A 14,025-nucleotide genomic window follows, 5' to 3' on the forward strand; every position below is an offset into this window, starting at 1 on the left:
CGAAATGTGGGGTTCTAGTCCTCGCCGCCGGGATCGTGAGCGAGAAGACGGGGAAACGCGAACCACAGCGTCGCGAACATCAGCGCGGCCGCCACCCCGATCACGATCGCGACCGGACCGCCCACTGCCACTTCGGCAATCAGGAGCACGGTGCCGGTCATGGCTGCGGCGAGAAATCCGACACCCCACAGTGCGAACAGGTTGGCCTTGCGCAGGATGTCGACCCGGCGGCCCTGACGGAACAGCACCCGGTGCCAGACCGCCGGGGCGATGAGCAGCGCCGAGGACACCGTTGCCAGGAGCACCGTGACGAGATGGAGCATGCGAAGGCCGGACGACTGCTCCTCGTACGCCTCGGTGAAGGCGACCGCGAGGAGGAAGGCGAACAGGATCTGCACGCCTGCCTGCGCGACACGGAGTTCCTGCAGCAGCTCGCTGAAGTTGCGTGCGAGCCGTTGCGCGGGTGTCTCCTCGGTGCTCACCTCACGACCGTGAGTACTCGGAGGCCCTGCGGATCTCTTCGGGGGACGGGCGGACACCGGTGTAGAGCACGAACTGCTCCGCCGCTTGCAGTGCAATCACCTCGGCGCCGGTGATGACGGTCTTGTGACGTTCGGCCGCGGCCCGGATCAGCGGCGTCGCGGCGGGCATGGCAACCACATCGAACACGGCCTCCGCCGCATCGATCGCATCGAGTTCGAACGCCAGATCGTCCGCTTCGGGACCGCCCGCCATGCCGACGGGGGTGGCATTGATCAGGAGCCCCGGCCGTGCCGCGCCGAGTTCGGGTTGCCAGTCGAATCCGTACTGCTTCGCGACGGCACCGCCCGTGGTCTCGTTGCGGGCGACCACGGTGACGTCGGTGAAGCCGTAGTCGCGCACGGCGGCGACCACAGCTTTGGCCATTCCGCCGCTCCCGGCCACCGCGACGGACAGCGAGTGCGGCAACGCGTTGTCGCGCAACAGGTTCGCGATGGCCTGATAGTCGGTGTTGTAGGCGTGCAACACTCCGTTCTCGTTGACCACCGTGTTGACGGACTCGATGACCGACGCCGATTCGTGCATCACGTCGACGTACTCGATGATCTGCTCCTTGAACGGCATGGAGACGCCGGCGCCGCGAATGCCCAGCGCGCGGATGCCGCCGACCGCGGCCTGGAGGTCGTTGGTGGTGAACGCTTTGTAGACGAAATTGAGGCCCAGCTCGCCGTACAGATAATTGTGAAACCGGGTGCCGACGTTGCTCGGTCGGCCGGAGAGCGAGATGCAGAGAAGAGTGTCTTTGTCGAGCTGGTTCATCCGGTAAATACTAGTAGTGGGCTCCCATCCGTGCGCGTTCTCAGCTCCGAATACACGGTGACGACGGCAAAGGAGCAGGGCTGCGATGACTACGACGATCGGTGACCGGGACGAGGCGGCGCGGACGCCTCGGAGGCGGCGGCACCTGTTCTCCCGCGCGCTCGCCGGAGTGATCGCCGCCGGCGTCGTGCTCGGGGTGGGCGAACTGCTGTCGGTGCTGATCGACCCGAACTCGTCGCCGTTCTATGCGGTCGGATCGACGACGGTGGACCGCAGTCCTGCCTGGGCTCGCGAGTTCGCGATCGACACGTTCGGCACCAACGACAAACCCGCACTGTTCGTCGGGATGACGATCCTCATCGTGCTCCTCGCCGCGACAGCGGGAATCGTCGAGCGCCCCCGCGCCCCGTTCGGCAGCGCGATCCTGGCGGTTCTCGGGCTGGTGGGCATCGTTGCCTCGACCCAGCGTCCCAGCGCCACGTGGATGTTTGCACTGCCGACCGTGGTGGGGGTCGTCGCCGGCATCGCGGTTCTGCGGGTGTTGACGACCGCCGCGCGGGCGCCCGAGGATTCGGATGCCGAGGATTCGTGGTTGCCGCGCCGGACTTTTCTTCTGCTGGCGGCGGCTGCCGCCGCGACGGCCGCTGCCGCGGGAGCCGCCGGCCGCTACCTCGGGCAGCAAGCCGCGGGAGCTCTGGACAACCGCCGCGCTTTCGCCCTTCCCGAGGTGTCGGACCGGGCGGCCCCGATCGCTCCCGGCACCGACGTCGACGTGCCGGGAGCCACCCCGTTCGTCACGTCGAACGAGGATTTCTACCGGATCGACACCGCCCTGCGGGTCCCGCGGTTGACGACGGACGACTGGCAACTGCACATCCACGGCATGGTCGACCGCGAGCTCACGCTGACGTGGGACGACCTGGTCGCGAGGACGCCCGTCGAACGGGTGATCACGCTGACGTGCGTGTCCAACGAGGTCGGCGGAAACCTTGCCGGCAACGCGACGTGGATCGGCTACCCGATCAAGGACATCCTCGACGAGGCCGGTGTGCACCCGGGCGCCGACATGCTGCTGTCCACCAGCAGCGACGACTTCACGGCGGGCACCCCGGTCGACGCCCTGCGGGACGGGCGCGACGCGATTCTCGCGGTGGCGATGAACGGTCAGCCGTTGCCGTTCGAGCACGGTTATCCGGTGCGGCAGGTCGTCCCCGGTCTCTATGGCTACGTGTCGGCCACCAAATGGGTGGTGGATTGGGAACTCACGCGATTCGACGAGGCGGAGGCCTACTGGACCCAGCGCGGATGGTCCGCGAAAGGTCCGATCAAGACCGCGTCCCGGATCGACGTGCCCGCCTCGTTCGCGCCCACCCCGCCCGGACCCGTCCTCGTCGCCGGAACCGCATGGGCGCAGCACCGCGGCATCGCGAAGGTGGAGATACGGGTCGACAACGGCGAATGGCAGACGGCGACCCTCGCCCCGCAGTACACCATCGACACCTGGCGGCAGTGGACGTGGGAGTGGCAGGCCACGTCCGGCCTGCACACCCTCCAGGTGCGTGCCACGGATCTGGACGGCAACGTTCAGGTGGAGGAGCGGACGCCTCCGATTCCGGGTGGCGCCACCGGCTGGCACACGCGGTCCTTCACCGTGGCCTGAGGCGCCGTCGCCTGAGGCGCTCACAGACACTTCTTCGCCACCTCGGCGAGCGCGTCGCGGTCCGCCACCGTCACCGGAAGCCCGTACTCCACCGCCACCGACAGGTACTTGCCCGCGTAGAAGCAGTGGTACGCCGGATTCGGTGGCAGCCAGTCCTGCGGGGTCCGGTCGCCCTTGTCCTGATTGTCCGCACCGTTGACGGCCAGCAGATTGAACGTGACGTCGTTGGCGAACCGGAGCCGACGCTCGGGCGACCACGTCGACGCGCCCATGTCCCACGCCGCCGCCAGCGGGTAGACGTGGTCGATCTGAACGGCTTTCGCGTCGGCCCGGTCGAATGGAAGCACCTCGCCGGAATACGGATCGGCCAGGACGCCGCTCAGCACCACGCAGTCGCGGGTGCCGTCGCGGAACGCCACCGAGCGGAGATCGAGCGCGAGAACGTTGTTGCGGGTGTCGCACCCGTCGTGACCCGCCGCGGCGTCCTGGTCGTCGGTCCAGGCCGGGCCGAACACACACAACTCCTTGCCGGAGCAGCCGCGCTGGTATCCGCCGGGGTGCGGGCGGGACTCGACCGTCGCGACCCGGCCGAGCAACTCCTCGATGTGTGCGCGGGGCGGACTGCCCGGCGCAGGGCCGGGGCCGCTGAGGTCGAGAAGCGACACCCCGCAACCGCAGACCGTCAGGATCGCCGCCAGCCACGCGGCCACGTACAGAAGTCTCATGCGTCCCCCGGCGCTCGACGAATCTCCCCCTACCACCCGGAGTATGCACCGGGCCCCCGACAGGTCAAGTGAAGGGCAGGCGCACAGCGGCGATCGACGACAGGTGCGTGCCGTCGTGGCCGATCACCCAGGAACCTCCGCTCTGCCTGCACTCGGCGAGCAGGTCGAGGGTGCGGAGGAGGAAGAAGATCGCCTCGCTGGGGGTGGGCGTGACCGCAAGCCTGTGTGCCTCACCGTGTTTCATCCCGTCGAGCCACACACCCGACTGTCCGTCCAGTCGAATCGTGACGATGTGCGTGGCATCGACGAAGGCGTACTTCCGTTGCTCCCACGGAGTGGTGAGCGCGTACCCCTGTTCGAGAACCTGGATCAGGATGCTCATGACCGACTCCCGAGTGTCCGGCAGTTACGTCTCTCCAGCATCTACCTCGGAACGGGTGAAATCCAGACCTGCTAACCGAACTCGATCACGACCTTGCCGCTCGTGTGACCGGACTCGACCATCGCGAGAGCGTCACCGGCGTGTGCGAACGGGAATCGGTGGGCGACCCGCGGGTCCAGGGTCCCGTCCGCCACCAGCGCGGCCACCTCCGCGAACACCGCGGACGTTCGGCGCCGTTCCACTCCCGAGCCGCCGAGATCGCGCGCGGCGAGCGAGTCGCCGATGCTGATGATCACCGCCGGATCCGCAACCACCCGCGCCGCCTCGGCGAGCGCGTCACCGCCGACGAGGTCGAAGACGGCGTCGACCGGGCCGGGTAGGCGTGCGGCCAGTCCGTCTCCGGATGCCACCCAGGTGGCGCCGAGGGATTCGACGACCTCCCGTTTGCTCTCGCTCGCGACCCCGATCACCGTGACGTTCCGCGCCGCGGCCAACTGCAACGCCGCCACCCCCACGCCACCGCCCGCGCCGACGACGAGCAACCGACTGCCGGGCGCCAGGTCCAGGGTGGTCAGCGCGTCGTACGCGGTTCCCGCCGCGACGGGGAGCGTGGCCGCGTCCGCGAACGAGACCGGATCGGGCTTGTGCGCCGCCGAGGCCGTGTTGACCAGGGTGTACTCGGTGTATCCGCCGAATCCGGTGGCGGTCGCGCCGAACACGGCGTCGCCGACCACGAAGCCGGTCACCCGGGGGCCGACATCCGCGACCACACCGGCGACCTCCCGGCCCAGAACGGCGGGAAGGGTGACGGGGACGGTGTCCTTGCGCGTGCCCGCGCGCACCTTCCAATCGGCGGGATTCACGCCGGCCGCGTGGACGGCGACCAGCAACTGTCCGGGGCCGGGGGAGGGAACGGGGACGTCGAAGAACTGCTGCGTCTCGGGGCCGCCGTACTCGCTGAAGCCGTATGCCATGCTCACGCCCACAGTCCTATCACGAACCGGGGCCGGGATCCGGGCACGAAGAAGGCCCACCGAACCGGTGTCGGTGAGCCTTCTCGTGAGAACTCAGGAGCCGAACAGGCCGCCCAGGGAGCCTGTGCCTCCGCCGCCTCCGCCACCACCCATCAACGGTCCGAGGACCTGGATGAGTTGGACGAGAACCTGCAAGATTTCTGTCATGTCCATTTTGTCTTCCTCCGATCACTGCGATCACGTTCGGCAGCGATCCCGGTGAGTTACCGGCGTGGACAGCCGCCAACTCGTTCATCGGTGGAATATGGTCGAGGGTTACATGGCGCGAGCAGGGACTTCACGCGCTGTCGGTCGCACCTGCTTGGATGGGTGCATGCTGCACGGCCTCTGGACACCGGGTTCGGGTCTCATGCTGTGGGTGGAGGATCGGAATCCGGCAGCTCCGGAGCCGACGGATGCGGTCGGGCGGGTGCTGGCGCGGAAGTTCCGGCATCACGTGAAGGTGCCGATGCCGACGCCGTCGGGGCCGGAGATGCTCGAGTGGGCCGCGGTTGCGCTCGCACCACCGGATGCGACGGAGTTCCTGCTGTCGGTGTCGTCCCGCGACCCCCGGATCGCCGGGGATCTGCGCTACCTCGCCCACGTCGCCCGCGGTGTCGAGCGGTGGGCACGGGCCGGGCGGGTGGTGCCCGAGGTGCACCGGGCGGAGGGCGGCTGGTGGCCGCGCTGGCGGCTGCTCGGCGGTGAACGGCAGCGTGCGTGGCTCACGGAGCTGGCCGTGGCGATGCCGCCGGTCCAGCGTCACGGCACGACCCCCCGGGCCGTGCTCGACGACATGGTCACCGAGCTGACCGACCCCGTCGCCCGCCGTGTCCTCGAACGACGGCACCCGGACGATTCCGGCGGCGACGTGGATCATCCGCTGATCGACGCGCTCGTGCGGGGTGACCAGTTCGCCGAGGGCACCGCCCAGCTGTCGGGATCGCTGGACGGGTGGCGCGACAGCCTCAAGGTGGACGAGCCCGAACTGGTGCTGCGGCTCCTCGAGCCGGAAGACGTGGACGTGGAGGGGGATTGGGACCCGGACACGGTGCTGTGGCGACTGGAGGTCTGCCTTCGACCGGAAGGCGAAGCCCCGGTGCCGATTCCGTTGCACCGCACGGAGGCGAGTCGTCTGCAGATCGGGGTGCGCAAGCTGACGGAGGCCGTGGCAGCCTACCCGCGACTGCAGGACGTTCCCAGTGACCCCGACAGCCTGGACCTGATGTTGCCCACCGCCGTGGTCATCGACCTCGTCGGGCACGGTGCGGTGGCGTTGAAGGAGAAGGGCATCAGCCTGCTGCTGCCGCGGGCGTGGAGTGTGGCGTCGCCGTCGATGCGTCTGCGGGTGAGCTCGCCGAGCACTCCGGCGAGCGCGGAGAACCGGGCCGTCGGCAAAGACCAGTTGGTGCAATACAACTGGGAGCTGGCACTCGGCGACACGGTGCTCACCGCCGCGGAGATGAATCGACTGGTCAACTCCAAGAGCGATCTCGTGCGGTTGCGCGGTGAGTGGGTTCGGGCGGATCAGGAGGTGCTCTCCCGCGCCGCGCGCTACGTGGCGGAGCGGCACGCCAGCGGCGAGCGGGCCATCGTGGACCTGCTGAAGGACCTGATCGCGGACGATCTGTCCGATCTTCCCGTGGAGGAGGTCACGGCCACCGGCTGGGCGGCCGCGTTGCTGGACGGCGACACGAAGCCGCAGGACGTGCCGACCCCGGACGGGTTGGACGCCACGCTGCGCCCGTACCAGAAGCGGGGGCTCGACTGGCTGGTGTTCATGAGCCGTCTCGGCCTCGGGGCCGTCCTCGCCGACGACATGGGACTCGGCAAGACGCTGCAGTTGCTGGCGCTGCTGGCACACGAGAAGGCGCCCACGCCCACGCTGCTGGTGTGCCCGATGTCGGTGGTCGGCAACTGGCAGCGCGAGGCAGCGCGCTTCGTCCCCTCGCTGCGGGTGCTCGTCCACCACGGTCCGCAGCGGCTGAGCGGCGCGGAGTTCACCGCCGCCGTGACACAGAGCGATCTGGTGATCACCACGTATGCGCTGCTGGCCCGCGACGTCGCGCACCTGAAGGAGCAGGACTGGCGGCGTGTCGTGCTGGACGAGGCGCAGCACATCAAGAACGCGAAGACGTCGCAGGCGCGGGCGGCGCGGAGCATTCCGGCGGCGCACCGCGTCGCGCTGACCGGCACTCCGGTCGAGAACCGCCTCGACGAACTGCGCTCGATCCTCGACTTCGCGAACTCGGGCATCCTGGGCTCGGAGGCGATGTTCCGCAAGCGCTTCGTGGTGCCGATCGAGCGGGAGCAGGACGAGACAGCCGTCGCCCGGCTCCGCGCGGTCACGTCCCCGTTCGTGCTGCGCCGGGTCAAGACCGATCCCGCGGTCATCGCCGACCTCCCCGACAAGTTCGAGATGACGGTGCGCGCCAACCTCACCGCGGAGCAGGCCGCGCTGTACCGGGCGGTGGTCGACGACATGATGGCGCAGATCAAGGACAAGAAGGGGATGAAGCGCAAGGGCGCCGTCCTCGCCGCCCTGACGAAACTCAAGCAGGTGTGCAACCACCCGGCACACTTCCTGCGCGACGGGTCGGCGGTGATGCGGCGCGGACAGCACCGCTCCGGCAAGCTGGGGCTCGTCGAGGACATCCTGGATTCCGTGGTCGCGGACGGCGAGAAGGCGTTGCTGTTCACCCAGTTCCGGGAATTCGGCGACCTCGTCACCCCGTACCTCGCGGAGCGTTTCGGTACTCCCGTGCCGTTTCTGCACGGGGGCGTGTCCAAGCAGAAGCGCGACGACATGGTGGCCTCGTTCCAGGGCGACGACGGGCCGCCGATCATGATGCTCTCGCTGAAGGCGGGCGGGACGGGTTTGAACCTCACCGCGGCCAATCACGTCGTCCACCTCGACCGGTGGTGGAATCCGGCGGTCGAGAACCAGGCCACGGACAGGGCGTTCCGGATCGGCCAGCGGCGGGACGTGCAGGTGCGCAAGCTCGTGTGCGTCGGCACCCTGGAGGAGCGGATCGACGCGATGATCGCCACCAAGCAGGAGCTGGCCAATCTCGCCGTCGGGACGGGCGAGAACTGGGTGACGGAGATGAGCACCGAACAACTGGGCGAACTGCTCCGCCTCGGTGACGAGGCGGTGGGCGAATGACGAATCGGCGACCGGGGCCGTACTTCGGTCAGTACGGCAAGCGTCGACCGGTGGCGGGCGGGCTGGAGGCACGGTCCCAGCGCGGATCGTTCGGGCGCACGTGGTGGGGCCGCGAGTTCGTGGACATCATCGAGTTCGTCGCCGACAAGGGCCGAATGAGCCGTGGGCGGAGCTACGCGCGCAGCGGTCAGGTGATCTCGCTCGAGATCGCGGCGGGGATGGTGACGGGGGAGGTCCAGGGCAGTCAGCTCCAGCCGTTCGTCGCGACCGTCTCGATCGATCGCCTCGACGACGCGGAGGTCGCGGAACTCGTCGCGCTGGTGCGTCGGCAACCCGGCAGTCTCGCGATGCTGGCGGGCGGCGGAGTTCCGGAGGTTCTCGGACCCCTGCTGCTGCCCGCGGGGGCGTCCGCGCTGAATTACGACTGCACCTGCCCGGACGACGGCTGGCCCTGCAAGCATGCGGCGGCGGTCGCGTACCTCACCACCGAACGCCTCGACGAGAACCCGCTCGAAATCCTGACTTTGCGGGGCGTCGACCTGGAGATGCTGATCGACGGCGTCGGCGGCGACTCCTCCGACGCGGACATCGACGACTGGTTCGGTGACGAGTCCCCGCTGCCTGCCCTGCCCGACGCCGACTTCCGGGCGGCGATCGACGACCTCGACCCGCTGCTGTTGCGGAAGGCGATCCGATCAATCAGTGAGGACGAGCGGGCGGTGGACGCCGCGATCCGGGAGCTGAAAGCGCTGTACCAGCACTTCCGCTGACCGTGCGATGATGAGGACGCGGAGGCTCGCCTCGTTCCGCGACCGGGAGCTGGTCAGTCATGTTGACGGTCTACCTGCTCGGCGAACAGCGCGTATCGAACCCGGAAGATGTCAGGGTCGGCCCCATCTCGTCACGGGCGATCGCGTTGCTGGCCTACCTCGTGCTGCATGCCGGTCTCGCTCAGTCCAGGACCCGTCTCGCGGGGCTGTTCTGGCCCGAATCGAGCGAGCAGCAGGCCCGCACCAACCTCCGGCGGGAACTACACAACCTCCGCGGCCTCCTGGGATCGGACGGCGCGCTCGCGGCAGACGGGCCGACGCTCACGTGGACGAACTCGTCGTCGTGCCGGGTGGACGTCGACACCTTCCGCAACGAACGGTCGGCCGCCGTCGCGGCCCTCGCCGATTCCGACCCACGGGCGTTTCTCGATCACGCGGACCGCGCGATCGACATCTATCGCGGCGAGCTCATGCCGGGGACCTATGAAGACTGGGTCCTCGAGCACCGCGAGGTGCTGCGCCGGCAGTGCGTCGAACTCTGCGAGGCGACGGTGCGGGTGTTGCGGGAGTCGGGTGACGTGGAGACGGCCACGGCGTGCGCACGAAGGCGTATCCAGCTCGACCCGCTGGAGGAGGTCGGGTACCGGACGCTCATGGAACTGCAGGCCGCGTCGGGCGACCGGGCTGCGGCGATGACCACCTACCACCGATGCGCGGCCGTTCTCGAGACCGAACTCGGGGTCGCGCCGAGTGCGGCGACCAGCAGGCTGTTCGACACCCTGCTGGGGGACCACCCGAGGGTCGGTGCCGCCGCGGCTCGCCGGCCCGAACGCGTCCGGACCGCGGTGCCCGTCCTGATCGGGCGGGAGCGTGAACGCGAGGAGCTGCAACGGCGGTGGCGGCAGTCCCTCGACGGCAGGCAGGGACTGCTGCTCGTCTCGGGGGACGCGGGGGTCGGCAAGACCCGGTTGACCACCGAACTCGCGGAGATCGCCCGCGCCGACGGGGCGGTGGTGGCGTCCACGCGGTGTTTCGGACTGCCGGGCCGTGTCGCGCTGGCGCCCGTCGCCGACTGGCTGCGCAGCCCGGAATTTCGGTCCGCGATCGGGTCCCTGAATCCGTTGTGGCGGGCCGAGGTCGAACGGCTGGTCCCGAGCGCCGAATCCGAGCCGCGGCCGTCGACGTCCCGGGCGATGGTCGACGCCTGGCAGCGACACCGCTTCTTCGAGGGAACGGCGCGCGCGGTGCTGTCGTCGGGCCGGCCGGTTCTGCTCGTCCTCGACGATCTGCAGTGGTGCGACGCGGAGACCACGGCCTGGCTGGCCTTCCTGCTCTCACTCGACACCCACATGCGGGTACTGGTGGCGGCGACCGCCCGCACGGACGAGGCGCGGTCGCGCCACGATGTGCGGGAAGCGCTGCGGGCACTCCGGTCGGCGCGGCTGGTCACGGACGTCGAGGTGGACCCGTTGACGGCGGACGGAACCGCGGAGCTGGCGCGGTCCCTCGGCGGCCGGGCGCTGAATCCCGCGGAGGAAGCGGTCCTGTACGCCGCGACCGGGGGCTACCCGCTGTACGTCGTGGAGGCGGCCAGGATGGTCCCGGGCACGGATGCGGCCGGGCGCGGCGGGGGCGCCGACGACCTCGGCGAGGTGCTGCAGCGGCGGCTCGAACAGTGTTCGGAACCCGCGCGGGACGTCGCAGGCCTCGCCGCTGCGCTCGGCACGGATTTCGATCTGGACCTGCTCAGCGAGGCGAGCGACCTGGACACGGACTCTCTCGTGCAGGCGGTCGACGAACTGTGGCGGCGGAGGATCGTCCGGCCGGCGGGCACCGGATACGACTTCGTGCACGACCTGGTCCGGGAGGCCGCGTACCGCTCGGTCAGCCCGCCGCGACGCTGGCTTCTGCATCGGCGCCTGGCGCAGGGACTCGAACTTCTCCACGCCGGCCGCACCGACGACGTGGCAGCGCACCTCGCCGAGCAGTACCGGCGCGGCGGTCGCCCCGACCGCGCGCTCCACTATCTGCAGCGCGCCGCCGAGGTGGCGGCCAGCGTGTTCGCGAACGCGGAGGCTCTGCGGCACTTCCGGGACTGCCTCGACCTTCTCGAGGCGATGCCGGTGGGCCGCAACCGGGACGCTCACGAGGTGGACGTGCGACAGGGCATGTCGGCGCCGCTGACCACCCTGTACGGGTACTCCTCCGCCGCGCTCGAACAGACACTGGACCGCACCGTCGAGCTGGGGCAGCGGCTACGCAGGCCGAAAGTCGTGCTCGGTGCCCTGATCGGGTTGTTCGCGGCACACTTCGTGCAGGGGCACACCGCGCAGGCCCACGGCATCGGAGTACGTGCCCTCGAACTGTCCGCGGCCGATCCTGAATTCGAGGGTCAGGCGCACTTCGCGGTGGCGGGCGCCGCCCTCGGCCTCGGCAGGCCGAGGGAAGCGATCGAACATTTCGACGTCGCGCTGAGATCGTTCTCCGACGACTATTCCTTCATCCTCGGCACCAGGCTCGAGGTGCATGCCCACGCCTGGAAGTCACACGCGTACTGGATGATCGGTGACGAGCAGGGAGCGGCGCGCTCGTGCACCGAGGCCCTCGCGCTGGGCAGGACCTGCGGCCACCCCTACAGTCTCGCGGTGGCGCTGGGATACGCGTCGATGCTGTATCAGATACGCGGCGACGACGCTTCGCTCCTCGCCGCTGTCACCGAATTGCGGGAGCTGTGCGAGCGCTACCGTTTCGCCTACTACAGCCAGTGGTCGCAGATCCTCGAAGGCCGGCTCCTCGGCGGCGAACCGGGAATCGCGAAGATCCGCGAGGGGCTCGCCGAGTTGCGGCGGCAGCGGGCATTCGCGCGCATGCCCTACTGGCTCTCACTGCTGGCGGAGGTCCAGATCGACGTCGGCCGGTGCGACGCGGCCCGCGCCACGCTCGATGCCGCCCGGATCGCCGCCGAGCAATACGACGACCGCTGGTGGTTGCCGCAGGTACTGCGACTACGTGCGGACGCCGGACCGTTCGCGGGCGGCGCGTCGGCGCGAACGGTGCGCGAACGCCGGATTCCTACGGTGTGAATTACCAGGTACGGCCCGTTCCGGGGGCGTGCCGATGCGAGGAGAAGGTCATGAGTACCACCACCACGAATTCGACACCGTCGACGACGACACCGCCGCCCTACGCGGAACTGGCCGCAGCGCTGCGCGGAGAGTTGATCACCCCCGACGACGCCGGCTACGACGACGCGCGTGCGGTGTACAACGCGATGATCGACCGCAGGCCCGCGGCCATCGCGCGGTGCGCCAACGCCGCGGATGTCGTCGCGTGCGTGAAGTTCGCGCGGGAGCATCACGTCGAACTCGCGGTTCGCGGCGGAGGACACAATGCGGGAGGTCTCGGCGTGTGGGACGACGCCCTCGTGATCGATCTGTCGGGGATGCGCGGAACCACGGTCTCGCCCGCCGATCGGACCGTCCGGGTGGACGGCGGGTGCACCTGGAGCGACGTCGATCATGCCACCGTGCCGTTCGGGATGGCCACTCCGTCCGGGTTCATCGCGTCCACCGGTGTCGGCGGGCTGACGCTCGGCGGCGGAATCGGGTACTTGACGCGCCGTTTCGGTCTCACCGTGGACAACCTGCTCAGCGCCGACGTCGTCCTCGCCGACGGCACCCTGGTGACGGCGAGTGAACGATCGCACCCGGACCTGTTCTGGGCGCTGCGCGGCGGCGGCGGAAACTTCGGTGTGGTCACGTCGTTCCAGTTCGCGTGTCACGAGATCGGCGACCACGGCACCGTCGTCGGCGGGCCGGTGCTTTACGACCTGGAAGACGCCCCCGACGTGATGCGGTGGTACCGCGAACTCCTGCCGTCGCTGCCCGAGGAACTCAACGGCTGGATCGGGCTGCTGACCATTCCGCCTGCGCCGCCGTTCCCCGAGGAACTGTGGGGGCGCAAGGCGTGCGGCATCGTCTGGTGTTACACCGGCGACCCGGGCAAGGCCGACGCGGTTCTCGAACCGATCCGCGACTTCGGAAACCCGCTGCTGGTCGGACTCCACGAAATGCCCTTCACCGCATTGCAATCCGCCTTCGACGGACTGTACCCGGCCGGGTTGCAGTGGTACTGGCGCGCCGACTTCGTCCGGGAGATCTCGGACGACGCCATCGACATCCATCTGGAGTTCGGCCGTCAGCTGCCCACCGGGCATTCGACGATGCACATGTATCCCATCGACGGCGCGGCGACGCGGGTCGCCGAGGATGCCACGGCGTTCGCGTATCGGGACGGCGGCTGGGCCGCAGTGATCGTCGGTGTCGACCCCGATCCGGCCAACGCCGAGGTCATCACGGACTGGGCCAAGCGGTACTGGGAGGCCCTCCACCCGACGACCGCGGGCGGGGCGTACGTCAATTTCATGATGTCCGAGGGCGAGGACCGCGTGCGTGCCTCCTACCTCGGCAACTATGACCGGCTCGCACAGGTGAAGGCGAAGTACGATCCGGACAACCTCTTCCACGTGAACCAGAACATCCGTCCCGCGGTCCGGTCGGAGCAATAGGCGCGGCCGTATGGATCCGGTGCAGGTGTGGGCGGTCGCATGGCCCGTCCTGATCGCCGCGGCAGCGGGCCTGCTGGCCGTCTGGGCGGTACTGGCGCTCGTGCTGTGGCGATCGAGACCCGACGGCACCGGGCTCGGGGAGACGATCCGGGTGCTGCCGGACCTGCTCCGTCTCCTGCGCCGGCTCGCCGCCGATCCGGACCTGCCCCGGGGCGTGCGCGTCCGGCTCGTCCTGCTGCTGGCCTACCTCGCGGTTCCGATCGACGTGATACCCGATTTCGTCCCCGTCATCGGGTACGCCGACGACGTGATCGTCATCGGCCTCACGCTTCGTTCGGTGGTGCGCCGCGCAGGTCCGCAGGTCGTGGCGCGGCACTGGCCGGGTACCCCTGAGGGGCTCGAGACCGTGCGCCGGGTAACGTGCCTTTCCACCTGCTCGTGAC

The 14,025-nt window shown here is 69.3% G+C and carries 11 protein-coding genes; 6 read left to right on the forward strand and 5 right to left on the reverse strand.

What is annotated here, in order from left to right; all coding sequences use genetic code 11:
• Positions 1 to 14: 14 nt before the first annotated feature.
• Positions 15 to 482, reverse strand: coding sequence for a DUF6328 family protein (locus JVH1_RS29510; RefSeq protein WP_009474250.1), 468 nt, complete (start codon positions 480 to 482; stop codon positions 15 to 17).
• A 1-nt stretch (position 483) separates the two neighbouring features.
• Positions 484 to 1,299 carry a shikimate 5-dehydrogenase gene (locus JVH1_RS29515; protein WP_009474249.1) on the reverse strand — a complete coding sequence of 272 codons (816 nt, stop codon included), beginning with the start codon at positions 1,297 to 1,299 and terminating at the stop codon, positions 484 to 486.
• Positions 1,300 to 1,384: 85 nt separating this feature from the next.
• On the opposite strand from JVH1_RS29515, the gene JVH1_RS29520 reads away from it, so the two are divergent.
• Complete coding sequence (locus JVH1_RS29520) at positions 1,385 to 2,959, forward strand: molybdopterin-dependent oxidoreductase (RefSeq protein ID WP_009474248.1); 1,575 nt, start codon at positions 1,385 to 1,387, stop codon at positions 2,957 to 2,959.
• Positions 2,960 to 2,979: 20 nt separating this feature from the next.
• On the opposite strand, the gene JVH1_RS29525 is transcribed toward JVH1_RS29520, so the two are convergent.
• The 3 genes from JVH1_RS29525 to JVH1_RS29535 form a co-directional block, all read right to left on the reverse strand.
• Positions 2,980 to 3,684: an HNH endonuclease family protein gene (locus JVH1_RS29525; protein WP_016883063.1), complete on the reverse strand. Its 705-nt coding sequence runs from the start codon at positions 3,682 to 3,684 to the stop codon at positions 2,980 to 2,982.
• 64 nt (positions 3,685 to 3,748) lie between these two features.
• Positions 3,749 to 4,066: a hypothetical protein gene (locus JVH1_RS29530; protein WP_005252838.1), complete on the reverse strand. Its 318-nt coding sequence runs from the start codon at positions 4,064 to 4,066 to the stop codon at positions 3,749 to 3,751.
• Positions 4,067 to 4,137: 71 nt separating this feature from the next.
• Positions 4,138 to 5,040: an NADP-dependent oxidoreductase gene (locus tag JVH1_RS29535; RefSeq protein WP_043778554.1), complete on the reverse strand. Its 903-nt coding sequence runs from the start codon at positions 5,038 to 5,040 to the stop codon at positions 4,138 to 4,140.
• A gap of 373 nt (positions 5,041 to 5,413) precedes the next feature.
• Here JVH1_RS29535 and JVH1_RS29540 point away from each other — a divergent pair, with 373 nt between their 5' ends.
• From JVH1_RS29540 to JVH1_RS29560, 5 genes are read left to right on the forward strand one after another with little or no spacing between them, the layout of a single operon-like run.
• Positions 5,414 to 8,245, forward strand: a complete 2,832-nt coding sequence (locus JVH1_RS29540) for a DEAD/DEAH box helicase (protein ID WP_009474244.1) — start codon at positions 5,414 to 5,416, stop codon at positions 8,243 to 8,245.
• The gene (locus JVH1_RS29545) at positions 8,242 to 9,015 is read left to right on the forward strand and encodes an SWIM zinc finger family protein (RefSeq protein WP_009474243.1); all 774 of its coding nucleotides are present in this window, start codon (positions 8,242 to 8,244) and stop codon (positions 9,013 to 9,015) included. Before JVH1_RS29540 ends, JVH1_RS29545 begins: the two co-directional genes overlap by 4 nt.
• Positions 9,016 to 9,074: 59 nt before the next feature.
• Positions 9,075 to 12,098: an AAA family ATPase gene (locus JVH1_RS29550; RefSeq protein ID WP_009474242.1), complete on the forward strand. Its 3,024-nt coding sequence runs from the start codon at positions 9,075 to 9,077 to the stop codon at positions 12,096 to 12,098.
• 50 nt (positions 12,099 to 12,148) lie between these two features.
• Complete coding sequence (locus JVH1_RS29555) at positions 12,149 to 13,582, forward strand: FAD-binding oxidoreductase (RefSeq protein WP_009474241.1); 1,434 nt, start codon at positions 12,149 to 12,151, stop codon at positions 13,580 to 13,582.
• A gap of 10 nt (positions 13,583 to 13,592) precedes the next feature.
• On the forward strand, positions 13,593 to 14,024 hold the full coding sequence (locus JVH1_RS29560) for a YkvA family protein (protein WP_011594522.1): 432 nt from the start codon (positions 13,593 to 13,595) through the stop codon (positions 14,022 to 14,024).
• The last annotated feature ends 1 nt before the right edge of the window (position 14,025 follow it).

It is taken from the genome of Rhodococcus sp. JVH1 (assembly GCF_000280725.2).
In the GTDB taxonomy this organism is placed as follows: domain Bacteria; phylum Actinomycetota; class Actinomycetes; order Mycobacteriales; family Mycobacteriaceae; genus Rhodococcus_F; species Rhodococcus_F jostii_A.